This is a genomic window from Magnetococcales bacterium, assembly GCA_015228815.1.
Classification (GTDB): domain Bacteria; phylum Pseudomonadota; class Magnetococcia; order Magnetococcales; family UBA8363; genus UBA8363.
Genome location: JADGCV010000031.1, coordinates 23,498 through 43,295 on the forward strand (window position 1 = coordinate 23,498; position 19,798 = coordinate 43,295).

A 19,798-nucleotide genomic window follows, 5' to 3' on the forward strand; every position below is an offset into this window, starting at 1 on the left:
AGGATGAATCGATGCCGCGGATCACTTTTCTACCGATGAATCGGACCGTGGAAGTGGCGGTGGGAACGACGGTGCTGGAAGCGGCCCATGAACATGACATTCCCCTCGAAGGGGCATGCGAAGGTTCCCTGGCCTGTTCCACCTGCCATGTCATCGTTTCCGACTCATGGTATTCCCGCCTCGATTCCGCAGGGGAGGAGGAGGAGGACATGCTGGATCGGGCTTTTGGCCTGACCCCGACCAGTCGCCTGGGTTGTCAGTTGGAAATCACCGACCGCCTTGACGGACTGGAGGTAAAAATTCCGGAATATTCGGTCAATATCAGCGTCGATAAAAAAAGGGGGGGATCATGAAATGGACCGATGTTCAGGAAATCGGGATGGCATTGGCTGATTCCATGCCAGAGGTGGACCCGATCGAGGTCCGTTTTACCGATCTTTTGGCATGGGTGATGGCCCTGCCGGGGTTCGAGGATGATGAAAAGCGGTGCAACGAAAAAATCCTGGAGGCAATCCAGCAGGTGTGGCTTGCGGAACAGGATTGATAAAGATCAGGTCCGCGATTCCCTGTCGGGCAACGATGCACGTTCCAGGCGTGCCGGGCCATTTCATGTTTTCGTAGGTGACTTCCCTGATCGCAAGGACAGCCTACCGAAAAACATCGGGTATGGATTCGGCAAACAGAATATTCTCGCTCCAGCTTTCGATCAGTGAAGGTTCGGCAGTCGCCACCTTGGTCGCAACCCACTCGGGAATGGAACCGAAGCGACGTCGCAAAAGGCGTAGGAACAGGGCTGCTTCGCCTTCTTTCCGTCCCCGTTTTTCACCGATTTGCTCTCCTTCCTTCAGGCCTTCCTTCAGGCCTTCCTTCAGGCCTTCCTCCAGGCCTTCCTTCCGGGCCAGTTCCACCCGTCCACGGGCGTCGGTGATGGCCATGCCGGCTTTGTCGTAGAGGTCCAGTTCCTCCCTGGTCATATTGGCCACCATGGCCTTTTCGAAGGCATGTTTGAAAGGGGGTAGGTCCAGTTGACTGGGGATTTGATCCAGGGTTTCGGCGTAGCGGATGAAGTAGATCCATTTTTCCATGATGGAGTCGCATAAGTCCAGAGTTTTACTGAACTTGGGTAGTTCTATGAAATAATAGATAATATCGTCGAGATAGGTGTTCCCGGTGATGGTTTCATGGGATACATGGCGGGAAACGCAGTGGTTGAAATCGGGAAAAGTGGTGAAATCGGTGATGGTGACAGCGACGATCTGGTTCAGGTCGGGATAATGCTCCCCCTTGGCGATTTGTTGGGTGTAGGCCTTGGCGCTGTTGTATTGGATTCGTTTCAGGAAGCCGTCCACCTTCTCGATTTGCATTTCAACGATGTAGGAAATGCCGCGAAGGTCGGTGCAGCGGACATCGAGTATGGAAGATTTGAGTTCCTTGATGCGTGGGGCCAGGAAAGGATCGAGAATGGTCAGTTCGGCGATGCGCCGGTCTCCCTCCAGTTCGAGGAGACTCTCCAGGAAACTGGTTGGAATATCCTTGGCGTCCTCGCTGCCGAAGATTTTTTTGAAGGCAAAGTCGATGCGCGGATCGATGAATTTCATGGCAGTGTCTCGGGGTCAAATCCATGCGTGTTTTTGATCATTACCGGTAAAAAACGGCGCGTCACCACTTTAGTTCAGGCATCGGTGCCGTGGCGTCCCTTCAGGGCATTCTCTTTCAAGGATATGATAGCGCATTCCTGGCCGGAAATACCAATGCGCGAAAGATAAAGCGATCTTTCCGTCGTTTGCATCCCTTGCCGAGAACAGCGTGAAAATGTAAACGATAGGAGGTGGCCATGCCATGTGACATGGATCGTGACGCCGAACCAGGATATCGCCAGGATATTTGTTTGATGCCGTCAGGTTTGAGGCCGGTCAGGAGAATGTATGAAAGTCAACAAGGTCTGGTTTCGCGAAAATCAGTTGACCCCGCAACTCCAACCCAGAATGGACCCCGACCGGGAGGCGGAAATTCGTGCCTTGCGGCAGGAAATTCTTCGATTGTTGCAGAAACAACGGTTTGTTTCGTTCGTCAAGCAGCCAAAGTTTTTTTTCGACAATCATCTGCGCTGTCTTTGGTTGCTGCATGGTTTCCAGGCGCAGGGGGAGGAGGTGTTCCAACATCTTTCCCGGCTTCAGATTTATACCTTCAAGAATTGGGAACTTCCCAATGTCGGGGAATTGAAATCCATTGCCCGGGAACCGCTGTTCCGGGAACATGAAATCTTTTCCCGCGAGGCGCTGTTGTCCAGCGAGCGGACCGCGGATGGGGTGGGGTTTCAGACAGTCCGGGTCGGAACCGGGGAGGTGGGTCGGTCGTCGGATCAACATCTGGTCCTTCCCGTGCATCGGGTGGCGCAACGGGACGTTTTTTCCTTCATTGTCGCCAATTCCCTGTTGCCCCAGGATGTTTCGGGGGTGACCGACAAACTCAATCAACTCTACTCCCTGACCCTCGATGCCAGCCGCAAACAACATCCCACCGCTCCGCCATCGCTTCGGGCCCTCAAGCAGTTGCTCCTCGAAGGGGATTACATGCGGGCGCGACTTCCGGTGTTGGAGGAATCCTACCTTCTGGATATGGAAAAGGGATTGTGGGAACTCTATCAACCGAAAAAACCGCTCGGGGCCGGTTGGATCGGGGTCGAACTCAAGCAGCCCTGGGAGGCGCGCAATCCCGAAAAGGATGTCAAGGATGGGGTGGTCGCCATTGATTTTGGCACCAGTTCCACGGTGGTCGCCTGTCGGGAGAACGGCAAGATTACCCTGCTTCGGGTCGGAATGACCGATTTTTTCCGCAAACCGGTCCCGGAGGATTATCAAAATCCGACCGTGCTGGAATTCGTCAATCTGCCGCAGTTGCTCGATGCCTGGAAGTCGGACGCCTATCGTCCGCTGACCCGCTGGGATGATTTTCATTTTTCCCATGAGGCACTGAACAATTTTCGTGAAAACGAGGCCAATCAGGTGATTGTCGCCAGCATGGTGACCGCCATCAAGCAGTGGCCGCTGCATGGGCATGCGGGAGGACATCTGCGTATTACCGATCAGGCGACCGGATACGAAATGGAAATCACCCCCTCCCTCGCCCCCATGCCGGTTCCGGGACAGCGGTTGATGGTGGGCAAGGATGACCCATTCGACCCCATCGAACTGTATGCCTATTATCTGGGATTGTTCATCAACAGCCGTTCCAACGGTTTGTTTCTCGAATATTGCATGACCTTTCCGGTCACCTATCCCCGGGAGGTCAAGAACCGGATCCGGGCGAGTTTTGCCCGGGGATTGATGCGTACCTTGCCGATGAACCTGATGGATTCGGAGCGGATTCAACGCTTTCGCGTGACCGAGGAGGCCTCGGAGCCTGCCGCTTATGCCGCCTGTGCCCTGGATGAACTCGAAATCGAACCGACCGAGGACGGGGTGGCCTATGCCGTGTTCGACTTTGGCGGTGGCAGCACCGATTTTGATTTTGGCATCTACCGCAAACCGACATCGGACGAGCTCAAACAAGGTTACGAACAGGTCATCAACCATTTCGGCGCCAGCGGCGACATGTATCTGGGAGGAGAAAACCTGGTGGCCAACATCGCCTACCTGGTTTTTCGCGACAACCTTGAAATCTGTCGCGAACATCGAATCCCTTTTTCGGTGCCCCCCGAAGGGGAACGGTTTCCCGGTTATGAACTTTTTCTCGATCATTCCCACGTCGCCCAGACCAATACCGCCCTGGTGATGGCCCAGGTACGGGGGTTGTGGGAAAATTTTCAGTGGGACCTGCCGGGGGATGACGCTGCCGTGGTGGAGGAGGGCGGGGCGGGGTGTGTTGCCGCAACCCGGCGTTTGTCGGATCGGATCGGCGATGTGTTGAGTCAGGAGATCATCGATGCGGGATTTACGCTCCGTCCCGATTTTCAATCCTGCCATCCAAAAAAGAGGATCATTACCCTCGAACTGGAATTGCTCAACCGCTCCAGGGAAAAGACTCCGGTGCGCCTTCAGTTGGATCGGAATCATATCAATCATTTTCTGGTGGCGCGCGTGGGCAAGGGGGTGCATCGGTTTTTCATCGCCCTGAAACAGGCCTTTGGCTCCAGGGGGCTGGACCCGGCGGAAATTCATATTCTCCAGGCGGGCAATGCCAGTCGGGCGCTCCTGGTTCAGGCGTTGTTCGCTGCCTTGACCCAGGAAAAAATGCACAAGTGGGAGCCGCCCAAGGGGGGGCTGAAGAAAAATCCGGTTTTGGAAAAGATTCAGAATTCCATCGGCGACAAGAGGTTGATCATTCATCGTCCGCCCCCGGGAGATCCCGACAATCCTTATAAACCAACGGCAAAAACCGGCGTGGCCATCGGTTTGTTGAAGCTGGTCCCTGGAGAACCGTTTCTCTCCCTGGGACCCAATATGGAGAATCGGCAAGGGGAGGCGCCCTTTACTTATTTTGTCGGCGGGCTCAAACAGGGTCGGTTCCAACCGGTCCTGAAACAGAATGGTCCCTACAATGTCTGGGAGGAGTTGGGCATTCCGACTCGTGGAACCTTCGTCCTGGTATTTTCGACCTCGCCCCAGGCCGGTCTGGGAGAACTTCGCCGTGGCGCACGGGAACTGAAGGAAAAAAGCCTGACTTTTGGACCGCCATCGCTGGGGCGGAATCTGTTCATTCAGGCAGTGGCGCCGTCTCGGGTCGAGATTTGTCTGGCCAATTCGATCGAACAGATCGAAAAACGGCCCGAGGAGGTTCTCTATCGGGACATTATCGTTTTGTAGGGTGTGTCATCAATGGGTATGGACGCGACATGCTTTCCTATCAACACGAATATCATGCCGGAGGTCCGGCGGATGTCCATAAACATGCCTCCCTGGCGGTCCTTCTGGCACGTTTGACGGTCAAGGAGCGTCCCCTGACCTATATTGAAAGCCATGCGGGCGATGGAATGTATGATCTGGAATCACCGTCGGCGCTCAAGACCGGGGAGGGGCAACAGGGAATCGGGTCGATCTGGGATCGTGGCGTGTTGGAATGGGACCATCCCTATCGGCGGGTCATCGAACAGGTGCGGGAACGTTTTGGCGTCAATTGGTATCCGGGGTCGCCCTGGCTGGCCGGGGCGTTGCTGCGCGAGCAGGATTCCATTCATCTGATGGAATTGCATCCGGGGGCGCATGGTTCCTTGCGGCGGGTGTTTCGGGCGGACAATCGGGTCCATGTGCATCGCCGCGATGGTTATGAAGGGGTGCTGGCAATCCTTCCTCCAAAGCCGCGACGTTCCCTGATCCTGATCGACCCCGCCTATGAGGTCAAGACCGAGTACGAACAGGTGGCCCGGTTCATTCCCCGGATTCATCACAAATGTCCCGAGGCGGTAATCATGGTGTGGTACCCCCTGCTCCGGGACCCTCTGCATCAGGGACTGTGTTCAATGCTTTCCCAGGCGGATCTGCCAGGCTTTTATCGGCGTGAAACGATGGTCGCCGCACCGGGGTCCTCTCGGCGTCTTTACGGCAGTGGACTTGTGTTCGTCAATTTGCCTCATGGGGTCCTGGATGCCTTGGATGCGGTGGATCGCATCGTTCCTCTTCATGAGTGATCAACATTGGATGGATTGTGTTGGTTGAGGGGGAGATCCCATGAAATCGTCTCGTGGAAAATGAATCAGAGCATTAATTTCAGAGTTCCTGATCCCGCAGGATTCGTTAACGGCACTTTTTGAGCAACATGCACTTTGATTTACCTATCAATTTTGCTAGATTTAGTGCCACCGCCGCTTCCGGTCTCGTGGACAAAAAAGCCAGCATTATCTGGAAGGGATCAGGAAGTCTGAATTTAGAGTTCTGTTTTCCACCCATGATCAAATACTCCCCGCCCTCTGAATAATGTGCCCCCCTCTGAGTAATGTATCCCCCCCTCTGAGTAATGTATTCCCCCCCTCTGAGTAATGTATCCCCCCTTCAAATGATGTTCCCCCTCTTTGAGTAATGCCGCCCTCTCCAAGTCATGTTCCCCTCTGAACATACTCCCTTTGTAGCGGCATCCCCTCCGATGTCGAGAGATTGCTTCAAACTGGACAATATGCGCAACCTGTAAGATATTACAGGCTGTAGTGTATCTTCAGTATTTCCATATTTGATTAATTGATTTTCTCTATTTATGAGGTAGAAATGCAAATCGATCACATCACACGGTGGGGTTGACGATGAATGTTATTGAATTTATCGAAAAAATAAAACAGTTTGAGACGATTGAACAATTCAAGAAATCTGTCGGATTCTTCCTGTCTCGATGTGGTTTTGACTCTTGGGCTTATACGGTTAAATTTCCAGATTCCTATAATAATGGAACATTTGAAACGATGCATAACTGGAACCAGGAATTTGTCGATCGTTATGTCAACATCCATATGCCCCATTGTCCAAGATTCAAACATTTATGGAATTCTCCGGTTCCCCTTGTTTATGATCGTGAGTTTTTTAAAAATGATTTAAAGATGTTACCTGTTCATCCAGAACCGGTCAAGAAGGTCATCGATGATATTATTGATTTTCGGTATCACGGCCATGGTTTTTCACTGGTGACGCATGGCAAATATGGTGACAAGGGGGTATTGACGCTGCAAAACAGGGATCAAAGAAGGGATGGATTGGATGCGATCACGTTGAGCTTTCATGTGGCCAATGCGTTTTTTCCCTTCATGCACATGAAATACATCGAACTGACAGGATGGCGTCCCCCTGGTGGGGTGTTCGAATTGACCGAGCGGGAAAAGGAGTGTTTGCGTTGGGCTGCCGACGGCAAGACCTCATGGGAAACGGGAATGATCTTGAACGTTTCCGAGAGGACGGTGAATTTTCATCTTGCCAACGCGCAAAAAAAACTTATGGCAACGAACAAGATTCAGGCTGTGGCGCGGGCGATTCTGTACCATATTCTCTAGCCCAAGTTTAACACGGTGAAAATTTTCCACTTTGATATCATGATCTTATGACAAAGAAAAAAATCGTGTGGCACTACATTTTTAATTTCTTGCCTACATAGTCACCTACCGGATTGGAGCGCAAAGAGGTTTCACAGTCCCTTTAGAAATACTTGACAATATCAAAATAATCAACGATTTTCAATTACTGTGAGTTAGCCCATGTTTAACATGCTTAAAAAAATGCTATTATAAATCAATATTTTACGTGATAGTTTTTCTTCGAGTGGCACTACATTATGTCAATTCTTCATTTTCTGTTCCTGTAACATATTGTTATTTCATAGGAATATTCCAGAATCTCAGTTCTGACGTTTTTGTTTTTGCAGGTAACCTATCGTAGTGCCATAATATATGGAATTATCAGTTTCCAACGAACTGATTGTTATTGTAACCTTGATGGGTATGCTTGTCACCTTTCGACCAGTACTGGAAATGAAAATCGTGCGATATTTTCTCATGTTTTTCACCTTGATAGCAGACGTTCAATGTTGGCGTATATGGAGTGAAAAAATGACCGTCTGATTGTCTCAAATTTCAAAGAATGGCGGTTTTGTAGTGCCACTCCAAAAAAAATCGTCACGTATCTTATTGATTATAGTGAGAATATAAAATGCCATGTTAAACTCGGGTTAGAATTTTTTGGAATCCAACCCGAACCCAGATGGAAAATAAGATGACAGTCTGAAGAGTCCAATCAGAGAATTGTACATTTGTAGTGCCTTACGGGAAAAATCGATAGCGTAAATATTTGATTAATAAGTAAATAAAAATCACTATGTTAAACATGGGCTAGGGAAAGGAAAAGTGATTCATATCAGCCAGACAAATTATTGATTCCAATGTTTTTTATATCGAGGAGCTGTCCGTTATGAGCTTCGGTGTGGCATGTTTTCGAACCGATTCCAGTCTTCGGGACGGTCAACGTCCCATCCGATGGTGGTTTCCGTCCAGGAAAAACCAAGAGTGACCAATCTTTTTCTTGTATTCTCGGCGACTGTTTCCGTTCCCCATGGGATGTCCACGAATAATTGCGGATGGTCACGGGTCAGGGCAAGCAGAAGATAGCCGCCGTCTTCCGCGGGGACGAGGACGGCATCATGGTTGTCAAGGGACGCTTCGACCTGATCGAGGAGGGGGGGGGCGATGGAGGCGGCGTCACCGCCGAGGAGCAGAATGGCGCGGTGGGATTGAAGTTGGGTGCTGACAATGGCGGCCAGGCGTTGACCGAGGTCGCCGTTTCCCTGAAGACGGCGCCGTCCAGGGTCGGCGATGGTATCGAATGACGGATGATCGCATGTCGGGGTACACCACAACAGGAACTCCCGGCCTGGGGCCTCCTGGCACCAGGAACGGGCAACGGTGGCGACGTGGCTGAGCAATCGTTCATGCGCCCGGGCCGCTCCACGGGGACCGAGCAGGGGGATCAGCCGGGTTTTGACCTGCCCCGGCTCCGGGGTCCGGCCCAACAGGTTGAGCGACAGGGGACGTCGGCGAAGAAGCGGCGTCCCTTCCTGATCTCCGGTTCCCGGCGCGAGGGCCAGATGCCGGTCAGGGGAATTTCGGTCAAGGGGTGTCGGCAGGGGGGTGCGGTTGTTTTTCACGGTCGAGGACGGAACGCATTTTTTTCATCAATTCAGGAAGTTTCCGCATCATGACGATTTGTATTTTGTTGTCGCGATGATTTTGTCCCCACCATCCGGACCAGGTGGCGCCGGGGGGGACATCTTCGGCGACTCCGGTACCGGCGGCGATGCGGGCGTTTTTGCCAATGGTGACATGGGGGACGACCCCGGCCTGACCGGCGAGGATGCAATGGTCTTCGATCCGGCAGGACCCGGAGATTCCGACCTGGGCGACGATGATGCATCCCTTGCCGATATGGCAGTTGTGGGCAATTTGCACCAGGTTGTCGATCTTGGTGCCGTCGCCGATGCGGGTGGCCCCGAATCGGGCACGGTCGATGGTGGTGCCGGCGCCGATTTCGACATCGTTGCCGATGTGGACGGTCCCGAAATGGGGAATCTTGACGTGCCGCCCCTGAATGAATTCATAGCCGAAGCCGTCGGAGCCGATGACCGTGTTGGACTGGACGACGCACCGTTCTCCGATCACCGTTCCCCGATGGATGATTGCGCCGGCATGGATGACGGTATCGTCGCCGATGGTGACCTCATCGTCGATGAAGGCCCCTGGTCCGACGCCGACCCGCCGACCCAGGCGGGCGCCGGGGTGGAGGATGGCCTGGGGGTGGATCGATGGCTCCATGGCGAACGCCCGCATCCCCAGAAGAACCGCCGCCCGGGCCGCGTCCAGTGGCGGATGATCGCTCAGGAGGGCGGGGCGGTCCATCAAGAGGGGGGCCAGTTTTCGTTCGGCGATCAGTGCCGTCGTGATCGGGGCCTTTTCAAGCCATTGGGCATTGACGACAAAGGAAAGATCCCGAGGGCCCGACTGTTCCAGAGGGGTTACCCGGAAAACGTCCATGTCGGTCCCGGATCGATCCAGATTGAGGGCTTCTGCCAGTTCGCTGAGTTTCATTCATCGATTCCTCGATTTTCGGAAGGGTTCGAAGGGGGTGATTTCCCTTTCTCACCTTCAAATGGTCCGTCCATGCTGTTTGGAATGAACTCCGACATGGGCGACGAGACCCATGGCGATCATCAGGGTCAACATGGAACTACCGCCATAGCTGATCATGGGCAGTGGGATTCCCACCACCGGCAACAGGCCGATCACCATGCCCATGTTGACCAGGACCTGGAAGGCGAACAAGGTGGTAAGCCCGACGACGGTCAACAGTCCGAAGCGGTCCGCGGCGGTGGTGGCGATGATCAATGTCCGCAGGATGATCATACAGTATACGATCAGAAGAAGCAGCCCCCCGACGAAGCCCCATTCTTCGGCGAGGACCGAAAAGATGAAATCGGTATGCCGTTCGGGAAGGAAATTAAGCTGGCTTTGGCTGCCCGCCATGAATCCCTTGCCGAAGAGTCCTCCGGAACCGATGGCGATTTTGGACTGGATGATATGATAACCGGCGCCGAGCGGGTCTTTTTCCGGGGAGAACAGGGTCAGGATGCGGCGGCGCTGATAATCGTGCATCATGTTCCATCCCATCGGAAGGGAAGCCCCGAGAAGAATGATGATGCCGATGAACAGTTTCCATTCGAGGCCGGCGGCGACGATGACCGACATGCCGACGGCGCAGAGGAGGATGGAGGTTCCAAGATCGGGTTGTTTGACGATGAGCGCGGTGGGGAGGGCGATCATCAGCAGGGGGATGACAAGGTCGGCGGGGCCCAGGCCCGAGGAGACCGAGCGGTCGTGGAAATAGCGTGCCAGGGCCAGGACCAGGGCCACCTTCATGAGTTCCGAGGGTTGCAGATTGAGGACACCGATTTCAAGCCAGCGCCGCGCCCCCATGCCGATGGTCCCCGAGAGAAACACCCCCACGAGGAGCGACAGCGACAGGCCGTAGAACAGGTAGGCGTAGCGACGGTAGACCTTCTCGCTGCCGGCCATTGCGATGACGAGCATGAGGATGGCTCCGAAACCGAACCGGGCGGATTGGCGCCATACATAATCGATGTTTTCCCCTCCGCCGACCGCGGAATACAACACCACGAATCCACCCAGCGTCAAAAGCGACAGGAGGACCAGGAGGCTTGTGGGAAACCTGGAAAGCCGGTCCCGCCATCCGGGGCCGTTGCCTCCGAGATGGCGAAAAGTCCGGTCGTCGGCAGGGATGTTCATGATTCGGCGATTCCGTACTTGTCAAAAAAGAAATCGAAGATTCTCTTGGCGATGGGAGCGGCCGCGGAGGCGCCATGACCGCCATGTTCCACGACCACCGACAGGGCCAGGCGGGGGTTGTCGATCGGGGCGTAGGCGACGAACAGGGCGTGATCCTTGAAACGGGCGTTGTCTTCCTTGATCAGTTTACCCGATTTTTCCCGTTTGTGCTTGACGACCTGGGAGGTTCCTGTTTTTCCCGCGGCCAGGATTTTTTCCGGTTTGTATTGTCGGGCGGTTCCTGATCGTCCATTCAAAACCGCGATCATTCCCTTGCGAATCAGGTCGAGGTGGGCCGGCTGAATGGTGGTGGCATGGATGGGGGTGGGTGGTTGATTTTCGGGGGAGGTGACGAAGGTGGGGCGAAAGATGCGACCACCATTGGCGATGGCCGCGACCATGCTCGCCAGTTGCAGGGGGGTGGCGAGAACGGCCCCTTGACCAATGGCGGTGATGAGCGTTTCCCCGGGATACCAGGCGTGGCCGAAGGTGGCCTTTTTCCAGGCCCGGGAGGGCATGAGTCCCGGACGTTCCCCTTCGAGGCCGATGCCGGTGGTTTCACCCAGCCCCAGGCTTTTGGCCTGTCTGGCGATCGCATCGATGCCCAGGGACTCCGATACCTTGTAGAAGAACACGTCGCAGGATTGCTCCAGGGCGGCCACCAGGTCCAGATTGCCGTGGCCGCCGCTTTTCCAGCAGTAGAAGGTATGGTTGTCGCGGACGACGCTGCCGCTGCAATAGTGACGGGTATGGGCCGATATTTTTCCTTCGCGCAGGGCGGCCAGGGCCACGACCATCTTGAAGGTGGAACCGGGGGGATATTGCCCCTGGATCGCCTTGTTGATCAGCGGACGCTTGGGATCGGTGACCAGCTTTTTCCACTCGTCGTTGGAAAAGCCGCGGATGAACTGGTTCGGATCGTAGGAGGGCTGGCTGACCATGGCCAGGACTTCACCATTGTTGGGGTCGAGGCAGACGGTGGAACCCGACAGTCCTTGCAAGGCCCGTTCCGCCTCCGCCTGGAGTTCGACATCGATCGAAAGGCGCAGGTCGTTGCCGGGCCGGGCCGGTTGCCGTTTGAGTTCGCGGATGTGGCGTCCGACGGCGTTGACCTCCATTTCGCGGAATCCTTCCTTGCCGCGCAATTCCAACTCGAACATTCGTTCCATTCCCGTCTTGCCGACGATGTCGCCGGAACGGAAGTTGATGCCTTGAAACTGGAAAATATCCTTGTCGTTGACCTCGCCCAGGTATCCCAGCAGATGGGCGGCGGTGTCGCCATTGGGATAGCTGCGGGTGGTCTGCACCTGGATGGTGGCTCCGGGAAAGGTGTGGATGCGCGATTCGATCTGGTTGACCTGGGCCCAGGTCAGATGCGATTGCACCATCAGAGGGAGAAAACTGCGCTGCCGTTCTACCTGTCGCAAAATTTTTTCGATCTTGTCGGGGGGGAGGGCCAGGTAGGGTTGCATCCGTTTGAGAAGGGTTTTGATGTCGCCGGTCAATTCCGGGATGATGGCCAGTTGGAAATCAGGGCTGTTTTCGACGAGGATCCGTCCATGACGGTCGAGAATGCGTCCGCGAAGCGCCGGGACCGGTTGCAGACTGATCCGGTTGTCCTCGGCCAGATCGCGGTATTCGCCGCCGTTCATGACCTGAAGATGGAACAGTTGGCCACCGATGATCACCGCTCCTCCGGCGAAAAGTCCCCCCAGGAGCAGAAGACGGCGTCGGGTATCGACCTTGAAGGTTTCATGTTCGTTTTCGAGGGAATACATGTCATCGGGCCTCCAGCCAGGAGCGATGCAGAACAATCAGCAGCCGAACCACCAGTGGCATGACGACGATGGTCGCCAGGGGACGCCCGATGAGGATGTCAAGGCGGAAGGAAAGGCCGCTCATGATCATGATCCAGGCCAGTTGGATCGCTTCGTCGATCAGAACGAAGATGGCCATGACGGGCAGCAGCAGGATGAAGTCGAGGGCGCGAAACATTTTCGCATAGCGACCGATCAGAAGCACGAGAATGATTTTCGACAGGGCGTTGAGTCCGACGGGTGTCGTGGAAAGAATATCCAGCATCAGGCCAGTCATGAAGGCCAGAACAGGGCCGCACAGGTCGGGACGGTACATCCGCCAGTAGAAAAGGCAGATGACCACCAGGTCCGGTCGCAGGACGCTCCATGAGGCGATGGGGATGGCGGTTTCCTGGAGGACCATGGCCATGAAAATCGAAATCCCCGGCAGCAGGGTGGTGACGAGGGAGAGGATCACGGCGATTTGGATGCGGCCTCGGCGGGCGCCATGGCAGGGGGAGGGGCGGGAGGCTGTTTTCCGGGAATGATGAGGCGAACCTCTTCGATGCGATCGAAATCGACGGCGGGCTGGACGAGGATTCGTTGAAACAGGCCGGTATCGCCGTCCCGGACCTCCTTGACGATGCCGACCGGCAACCCTTTGGGAAAGCTGCCGGCGATTCCCGAGGTGAGAATCTGGTCACCCGGACGGATGTCGGCATCCTTGGAAATGTATTCCAGTCTGAGATTTTGTCCATTGAAACCGGCGACGATTCCATTGGTTCGGGTGCGCTGGACAAGGACAGGGACGCGAGAGTTGAGATCGAGCAGGGTGAGGACGAGTGATGTGCGCGAGCTGGTTTGGACGATACGGCCCACGACCCCCTCGGGAACGAGAACGGAGGCGTTGACCCGGGCCCCGTGAAGTCGTCCGGTGTCGAGCAGAAGGGCGTTGGCGAAGGCAGTCGAGGTGTCACCGACCACTCTGGCGGCAATGCTGTGGAATACCGGATCCAGGGGCATGGACAGGAGTTGGCGCAGACGCTGGTTTTCCATTTCCAGTTCCATCACCCGGGTATCCAGAGGACGCAGCAGTTTGAGTTCCTGGCGGAAGCGGTGGTTTTCCTCTTCCAGCATGTGCCATTGGGCCATGCGGAAGGTGAGGGACTGCATGGCATCGACCGGGAGCTGGATCAGTCCCTGGAGGTTGCCGACCGCGTTGAGGGCGGCATCTTCGACCATGCCGGGGCCGCGGTTGCCCGGGCGCACCGCCAGAAGGAGGAGCAGGGAGACGACGAGGGTCGCCACGGCGACGATGGCGTGGCGGTGTTCCTTGAGCAGGACCAGAAGATAGTCCAACGGGCGACCTCCCAGGAGCTATCGATCCATCAGGATGTCCGACATGGTATCCAGTTCTTCGAGGGCCCGGCCCGACCCCATGACGACACAGGAGAGGGGATCCTCGGCGATGAACACGGGCAGATGGGTTTCTTCGCTCAACAGGTGATCCAAGCCGCGCAGCAGGGCGCCGCCGCCCGTCAGGACGATGCCACGATCGACGATGTCGGAGGCCAGTTCGGGGGGGGTCCGTTCGAGGGCCATGCGGACGCCCTCGACGATGGCGTTGATCGGTTCGGTCAGGGCTTCGAGGACCTCCTGGTCGCCGATCACCTGGTGTTTGGGGACGCCGTTGACAAGATCGCGACCCTTGACCTCGACCTGAAGTCGGTCTTCCATGGGGTAGGCGGAGCCGACCTGGATCTTGATGTTTTCGGCGGTGCTTTCGCCGATGAGGAGCTGATACTTTCTCCGGACGTGGGCGACGATGGCCTCATCCATCTTGTCGCCGCCGACCCGGATCGAGCGGGAATAGACGATGCCGCCCAGGGAGATGATGGCGACCTCGGTGGTGCCGCCACCGATGTCGATGACCATCGATCCGGTCGCCTCGGTGACCGGAAGTCCCGCGCCGATGGCGGCGGCCATCGGTTCCTCGATGAGAAAGACCTCGCGTGCCCCGGCGGTATCGGCGGATTCGCGGATGGCGCGTCGTTCCACGGGCGTGGCCCCATAGGGGACGCAAAGGATGATCCTTGGCGAGTAGAATAAACGACGTTTGTGGACTTTCCGGATGAAATGTTTCAACATCGCCTCGGTGACGGTGAAGTCGGCGATGACCCCGTCGCGCAGGGGTCGGGTGGCGACGATGTTTCCGGGAGTACGTCCCAACATTCGTTTGGCCTCGTTGCCGACCGCAAGGACCTTACGAACCCCGCGGGGGTTTTCGTGGATGGCCACGACCGAAGGTTCCGAGAGGACGACCCCACGACCGCGGACATAGACCAATGTATTGGCCGTTCCCAGATCCACAGCCATGTCGGTGGAAAACAACCCCATCAACTTATTGAACATAACGGTCCTTGAAACTTGGAAATGGAGTCCCTTGCTGACAATGACGACAGGGACGAAAGGTCAACCGGTCATGCACCAGGGGAGGCTTTCACCAAGGTGAGACTAACATTCCCCGCAAACCCCATCAAGGTCGAGAACAGGACTTGAACAACCACCCTTCCACCACGAAAAAGCGCCCGATCCTCCCGAAGGAGTTTCCCGTTGAAGACTTTCTGGAGTCCATCGGCTTCGACGCGAAGCTGGGGGCCTTGCTGCCCTCGATACCCGCGACCGCCATTTCCGAAGACCTCCGCCGTCAAGTCATTGACATGTTGCGCACCACTCTGCGCCAGGGCCGGGAACATCTGCACACCATCCATCTCGGGGGCGCCTCCGGGGAATTCATCGTCAAGGGACACGCCGCCCTCACCGATGTGGTGCTCAAACGCATCTTCCGCATCATTCACACCCATCCCGCCGTGGAGGAGGAGTCTCTGGCCCTGGTCGCCACGGGCGGCTATGGCCGTGGTGAACTTTCTCCCTATTCCGACGTCGATCTGTTGTTCATCCTCCCCAACGACAACCGTTCCAGGAATGAACAACTGGTGGAACGGATGCTGTACTGCCTTTGGGACCTGGGCATGGATGTCGGCCATGCGGTGCGGCAGTTGGAAGATTGTGTGCAACAGGCACGCCAAGATCTTGAGGTTCGGACCTCAATGTTGGAATCGCGCTATCTGGCGGGGAACAGGGAGCTGTTCGACGCCTATAAACGCAGGCTCTTCAAGAAGGTGTTGGACAAGGATCCCGACAGTTTTCTGCGGGCCAAGCTGTTGGAGCAGAACAAGAGGCATGAAAAATTTGGCAACTCTTTCTATTACCTTGAGCCCAACATCAAGGAAAATCCGGGGGGATTGCGCGACATCCAGACGTTTGCCTGGATTTCCAAGTACCGTTACAAGGTCGATCGGGTGCGGGATCTGGTGGAAAAGGAGGTGATCACGGCCAAGGAATACCGGGTATTCACCCGGAGCCTTTCTTTTTTGCGTCGCGTGCGCAACGCTTTGCACTATCGTGCCGGGCGACGCGAGGATCGACTGACCTTCCAGCATCAGATCGAGATCGCCCGGGAATTTGGTTATCGCGATCGCCCCGGGCGTCAGGGGGTGGAGCAGTTCATGCGCCGTTATTATCAGGTGGCGGGGCAGGTGGGCGATCTGTCGCGTATTTTTCTGCGTAAATATCAGGAGGAGCATTTAAAGATTCGTTGGTGGAACAAGCGGCGTCTGGAGGAGAATTTTCAGTTGGTGGGGGACAAGGTGGCTCTGCGCGCCCCCGAGTTGCTGGATGCCCATCCCATTTTGATGTTGAAAATATTCGATGTTGCACAAAGGCACCTGAAGTCGATTCATCCCGAAACCGAGCGTCTGTTGCGGCGGCGTCTGGGGTTGATCGATCGTGATTTCCAACGCAATCCCGAGGCCGCGGCCTTGTTTTTGCGGATGCTCGATGGCCGCCAGGCAGTGGCCTGGACCTTGAGACGGATGAATCAGATCGGCATCCTGGGGCGGTATATTCCCGAATTCGGACGGATCATGTGGCAGTCGCAGCATGACATGTTTCATGTGTTCACGGTCGATGAGCACACCTTGCTGGCGGTGGCGGCGGTGCGGCGGATCCAGGAGGGGAAACTGCGTGATTCGCTGCCCTGGGCGACCATGGTCCATGCGGAGTTGGAGAACCAAGTCATTCTTATTCTCGCGGTATTGTTTCATGACATTGCCAAGGGGCGTGGTGGGGACCATACGCGGGATGGAGCGGTCATTGCACGGGAGGTTTGCCAAAGGTTTGGATTGGCCGCGGCGGACGTGGACCTGGTGGCATGGCTGGTGGAGAATCATCTGGTTTTTTCCCGCACTGCCTTTCGCCGTGACCTGGGCGATCCGGCGACGGTGACCGCCTTTGCCGAACAGATGGGGCAGCCGCAACGGTTGAAACTGTTGTTGCTCCTGACGATCGCCGATATTTGCGCCGTCGGTCCCGGGGTATGGACGCCGTGGAAGGGGACTTTGCTCAATCAACTGTACAATTTTACCTTGGAGACCCTGGAAAAGGGGGTCTTCAAGACCAGCGACATCGTGCGTCATGCCGAGAACCGCCGGCTCGAAGCGCGGCGGTTGCTGGTTCCCGAAAACGACGAAGCGACGGTGGATCGTCATTTCGAGCGTTTTTATCCCGATTATTTCATCCAGTACGATGCCCGAACCCTGGTGGATCATTTCCGGGCGATGACACCGCTGTTGGAGGAGCCTATCGGGGTGGTATTCTGGACCAATCCTGCCAGCAACACGACCGAATTGTTGTTGCACACCCCCGATCATCCGGGGTTGATGGCGCGGATTTCCGGGGCGTTGACCGCCGAAGGGATCAATATTCTTTCGGCCAGCATCACCACCACCAAGGATGGCATGGCCTTCGACACCTTCATTCTGCAAAACAATCAGGGCAAGGCGATCGAAAGCCGGCATCGGCTGGACCGGATCGAGCAGACATTGATTTCGGTGCTCAAGGGCAAGACCTGGCCCGAGGCGCTGCTTTCCAATACCGTTCCGGCGTTCGTTTCACCCAGTCCGTTCCGGGTTCCGGTTTCCATCGAGGTGGACAACAGTCTTGATGGGTTTACCATTCTGGAAATCACCTCCCTGGATCGGGTCGGGTTGTTGTTCACCATCACCCGCGAGGTCGAGCGTCAGGGGTTGCAGATCCGGACCGCCAAGATTTCCACTTATGGCGAACGGGCGGTGGACGTGTTCTACCTGAGGGATATTTTTGGTTTGAAGTTGAATGATCGCAAGATTGAATCCTTGAAGACCCACCTGTCCAAGGCCCTGGAGAACATCGACGCGCGCAGTCTTTCGACCCCGCCGACGTCGTTTCTGGCCGGCGGATGGGGGGCGGAAGACGGTCAAGGTTGACATTGATCGTGGAAAGTGACAAATCAATGGAGGCGTGGATCGGACGAAGCGGAGGCGAATCGGATCGATCCACGCACGACCTTCAACTTATTTTTTTGCAAGGAAACTGAAATCGTGGCCCAACCCTGGACGAAAGAATCCTGGAGGAATCATCCGGCCAAACAACAACCCGATTGGCCCGATCCTCGGGCTCTGGCTGCCGCATGCGAACGTCTTTCCTCTTATCCGCCCCTGGTGTTTGCCGGCGAGGCGCGTTCGCTGGAAGCACGGCTTGCCGAGGTCGCACAAGGGCGAGCCTTTTTGCTCCAGGGGGGTGATTGTGCCGAATCCTTCAATGAATTCAATGCCAACACCATTCGGGACAAACTCAAGGTATTGTTGCAGATGGCGGTCATCCTGACCCATGGTCTGGGCAAGCCGATCGTCAAGGTCGGACGGATCGCCGGACAGTTCGCCAAACCGCGCTCCAGCCCCACCGAAACCAAGGATGGGGTTTCCCTTCCCAGTTTCCGGGGGGAGTCGGTCAATTCCGCCGATTTTTCCGAGGATGCGCGCCAACCCGATCCGATGCGTCTGGAACGGGCCTATTTCCAGTCGGCAAGCACCCTCAATCTGCTGCGGGCCTTCACCGGTGGCGGATTTGCCGACTTGAAAAAGGTTCATACCTGGAATCAGGATTTCGTGGCCGCTTCCCCTCAGGGGCAACGGTATGCCAAACTTGCCGATCAATTGAGCGAAAATCTCCGTTTCATGGAAGTCCTGGGCATCAATTCCGGCAACACCCCCATCCTGCGCGAGATCGAATACTATACCAGCCATGAGGCGTTGATTCTCGAATACGAAAGCGCCCTGACCCGGATCGATTCCCTGACGGGGCACCATTATGACTGTTCGGCCCACATGTTGTGGATCGGAGAACGGACCCGTCAACCCGACGGCGCCCATGTTGAATTTTTGCGCGGGGTCCACAATCCCGTCGGGGTCAAGATTGGCCCCGACATCGGTGTTGACGATCTGAAAACATTGTGTGCCCGCCTCAATCCCGACAACATTCCCGGTCGTCTGACCCTGATCGGTCGTTTCGGACATGCAAAAATCGCCGGATGCCTCCCCCGGATCATTCGCGCCGTCCAGTCGGAAGGATTGTCGGTCGTCTGGTGCTGCGACCCGATGCATGGCAACACCTATGGGACTCCCAGTGGCTACAAGACCCGTTCCATCGACCATATCATGTCGGAACTGGAACAGTTCTTTGCCATCCACAAGGCGGAGGGGACATGGCCCGGCGGGGTTCATTTTGAACTGACCGGCGGCAATGTGACCGAATGTGTCGGTGGTTCCACGACCGTCCTCGAAGAGCACCTTCAACAATGCTACGAGACTACCTGCGACCCCCGACTCAACGCCGCTCAGAGCCTTGACGTCGCTTTCCTGGTTGCGGAGACGCTACGCCAATTGGCATGATTCCCGCCTTGACCAGACGGTTGGCCAACACGCCAGGGGGGGGAAGGCGTTTTCCCCCCTTGGGAAACATGATTTCAGAGTTGATCAGACGCATGATGTCTTCCTTGGCAAGGGTGACGGTTGCGGGTCGGATTGCGGGGATGTTCAGATTCCCGCATTCAGGTCCAGAAACAGCATGAAGGCCAGTGTCAGGCTGATGACGGCCAATGTCAGAAAGATCCTCAATTCGGAGGGTTTTTCGTTTCCGGGGACTCGGGACTTTCGTTGCCGGTCGAAGGAGTCGGGGACCAGCGAATCATGGCTTTGTACGATGATGGTTTTTTCCATGATGACGCGAACCATTCTTTCGGTCATTGCAGCACCACGTT

General features: G+C 55.9%; 16 protein-coding genes. 7 read left to right on the forward strand and 9 right to left on the reverse strand.

What is annotated here, in order from left to right:
• The first annotated feature begins 11 nt into the window (after positions 1–11).
• The gene (locus HQL76_13055) at positions 12–353 is read left to right on the forward strand and encodes a 2Fe-2S iron-sulfur cluster binding domain-containing protein (GenBank protein MBF0110091.1); all 342 of its coding nucleotides are present in this window, start codon (positions 12–14) and stop codon (positions 351–353) included.
• Positions 350–544 carry a Fe-S cluster assembly protein IscX gene (gene iscX / locus HQL76_13060; protein MBF0110092.1) on the forward strand — a complete coding sequence of 65 codons (195 nt, stop codon included), beginning with the start codon at positions 350–352 and terminating at the stop codon, positions 542–544. The genes HQL76_13055 and iscX overlap by 4 nt, the downstream gene beginning before the upstream one ends.
• Before the next feature lie 103 nt (positions 545–647).
• On the opposite strand, the gene HQL76_13065 is transcribed toward iscX, so the two are convergent.
• Entirely contained in the window at positions 648–1,598 is a 951-nt protein-coding gene (locus tag HQL76_13065; GenBank protein MBF0110093.1) for an Rpn family recombination-promoting nuclease/putative transposase, read from the reverse strand.
• Between the two features lie 327 nt (positions 1,599–1,925).
• Between HQL76_13065 and HQL76_13070 the strand changes: the two genes are divergently transcribed.
• The 3 genes from HQL76_13070 to HQL76_13080 all read left to right on the forward strand — a co-directional run bounded on the left by HQL76_13070 (position 1,926) and on the right by HQL76_13080 (position 6,970).
• Positions 1,926–4,805 (forward strand): hypothetical protein, encoded by a 2,880-nt coding sequence (locus HQL76_13070; GenBank protein ID MBF0110094.1) that lies wholly within the window; start codon positions 1,926–1,928, stop codon positions 4,803–4,805.
• A 29-nt stretch (positions 4,806–4,834) separates the two neighbouring features.
• Entirely contained in the window at positions 4,835–5,626 is a 792-nt protein-coding gene (locus HQL76_13075) for a 23S rRNA (adenine(2030)-N(6))-methyltransferase RlmJ (GenBank protein MBF0110095.1), read from the forward strand.
• Between the two features lie 606 nt (positions 5,627–6,232).
• The gene (locus HQL76_13080) at positions 6,233–6,970 is read left to right on the forward strand and encodes an autoinducer binding domain-containing protein (GenBank protein ID MBF0110096.1); all 738 of its coding nucleotides are present in this window, start codon (positions 6,233–6,235) and stop codon (positions 6,968–6,970) included.
• Positions 6,971–7,878: 908 nt separating this feature from the next.
• Here the strand turns inward: HQL76_13080 and HQL76_13085 are convergent.
• The 7 genes from HQL76_13085 to HQL76_13115 are packed head-to-tail and all read right to left on the reverse strand — an operon-like array spanning position 7,879 to position 15,012.
• Positions 7,879–8,613 (reverse strand): TIGR04282 family arsenosugar biosynthesis glycosyltransferase, encoded by a 735-nt coding sequence (locus tag HQL76_13085; GenBank protein ID MBF0110097.1) that lies wholly within the window; start codon positions 8,611–8,613, stop codon positions 7,879–7,881.
• A complete protein-coding gene (lpxD, locus tag HQL76_13090; GenBank protein ID MBF0110098.1) occupies positions 8,576–9,550 on the reverse strand; it encodes a UDP-3-O-(3-hydroxymyristoyl)glucosamine N-acyltransferase in 975 nt (324 codons plus the stop codon). The genes HQL76_13085 and lpxD overlap by 38 nt, the downstream gene beginning before the upstream one ends.
• 57 nt (positions 9,551–9,607) lie before the next feature.
• Positions 9,608–10,765, reverse strand: coding sequence for a rod shape-determining protein RodA (rodA, locus tag HQL76_13095; protein MBF0110099.1), 1,158 nt, complete (start codon positions 10,763–10,765; stop codon positions 9,608–9,610).
• On the reverse strand, positions 10,762–12,582 hold the full coding sequence (gene mrdA / locus HQL76_13100) for a penicillin-binding protein 2 (protein ID MBF0110100.1): 1,821 nt from the start codon (positions 12,580–12,582) through the stop codon (positions 10,762–10,764). Before mrdA ends, rodA begins: the two co-directional genes overlap by 4 nt.
• Position 12,583: 1 nt before the next feature.
• Entirely contained in the window at positions 12,584–13,078 is a 495-nt protein-coding gene (gene mreD, locus HQL76_13105; GenBank protein MBF0110101.1) for a rod shape-determining protein MreD, read from the reverse strand.
• On the reverse strand, positions 13,075–13,959 hold the full coding sequence (mreC, locus tag HQL76_13110; GenBank protein MBF0110102.1) for a rod shape-determining protein MreC: 885 nt from the start codon (positions 13,957–13,959) through the stop codon (positions 13,075–13,077). The genes mreD and mreC overlap by 4 nt, the downstream gene beginning before the upstream one ends.
• An 18-nt stretch (positions 13,960–13,977) precedes the next feature.
• Positions 13,978–15,012 (reverse strand): rod shape-determining protein, encoded by a 1,035-nt coding sequence (locus HQL76_13115; protein ID MBF0110103.1) that lies wholly within the window; start codon positions 15,010–15,012, stop codon positions 13,978–13,980.
• A gap of 143 nt (positions 15,013–15,155) precedes the next feature.
• Between HQL76_13115 and glnD the strand changes: the two genes are divergently transcribed.
• Entirely contained in the window at positions 15,156–17,966 is a 2,811-nt protein-coding gene (gene glnD / locus HQL76_13120) for a [protein-PII] uridylyltransferase (protein ID MBF0110104.1), read from the forward strand.
• Between the two features lie 114 nt (positions 17,967–18,080).
• A complete protein-coding gene (locus HQL76_13125) occupies positions 18,081–19,430 on the forward strand; it encodes a 3-deoxy-7-phosphoheptulonate synthase class II (protein MBF0110105.1) in 1,350 nt (449 codons plus the stop codon).
• 144 nt (positions 19,431–19,574) lie between these two features.
• Here HQL76_13125 and HQL76_13130 read toward each other — a convergent pair whose 3' ends face one another.
• Positions 19,575–19,784 (reverse strand): hypothetical protein, encoded by a 210-nt coding sequence (locus HQL76_13130; GenBank protein ID MBF0110106.1) that lies wholly within the window; start codon positions 19,782–19,784, stop codon positions 19,575–19,577.
• Positions 19,785–19,798: the final 14 nt, after the last annotated feature.

Excerpts from the sequence above, each read along its gene's own strand:
- HQL76_13055 (MBF0110091.1), top strand. The coding sequence starts at position 12 with ATGCCGCGGATCACTTTTCTACCGATGAATCGGACCGTGGAAGTGGCG.
- iscX (MBF0110092.1), top strand. The coding sequence starts at position 350 with ATGAAATGGACCGATGTTCAGGAAATCGGGATGGCATTGGCTGATTCC.
- HQL76_13065 (MBF0110093.1), bottom strand. The coding sequence starts at position 1,598 with ATGAAATTCATCGATCCGCGCATCGACTTTGCCTTCAAAAAAATCTTC.
- HQL76_13070 (MBF0110094.1), top strand. The coding sequence starts at position 1,926 with ATGAAAGTCAACAAGGTCTGGTTTCGCGAAAATCAGTTGACCCCGCAA.
- HQL76_13075 (MBF0110095.1), top strand. The coding sequence starts at position 4,835 with ATGCTTTCCTATCAACACGAATATCATGCCGGAGGTCCGGCGGATGTC.
- HQL76_13080 (MBF0110096.1), top strand. The coding sequence starts at position 6,233 with ATGAATGTTATTGAATTTATCGAAAAAATAAAACAGTTTGAGACGATT.
- lpxD (MBF0110098.1), bottom strand. The coding sequence starts at position 9,550 with ATGAAACTCAGCGAACTGGCAGAAGCCCTCAATCTGGATCGATCCGGG.
- rodA (MBF0110099.1), bottom strand. The coding sequence starts at position 10,765 with ATGAACATCCCTGCCGACGACCGGACTTTTCGCCATCTCGGAGGCAAC.
- mrdA (MBF0110100.1), bottom strand. The coding sequence starts at position 12,582 with ATGTATTCCCTCGAAAACGAACATGAAACCTTCAAGGTCGATACCCGA.
- HQL76_13115 (MBF0110103.1), bottom strand. The coding sequence starts at position 15,012 with ATGTTCAATAAGTTGATGGGGTTGTTTTCCACCGACATGGCTGTGGAT.
- HQL76_13130 (MBF0110106.1), bottom strand. The coding sequence starts at position 19,784 with ATGACCGAAAGAATGGTTCGCGTCATCATGGAAAAAACCATCATCGTA.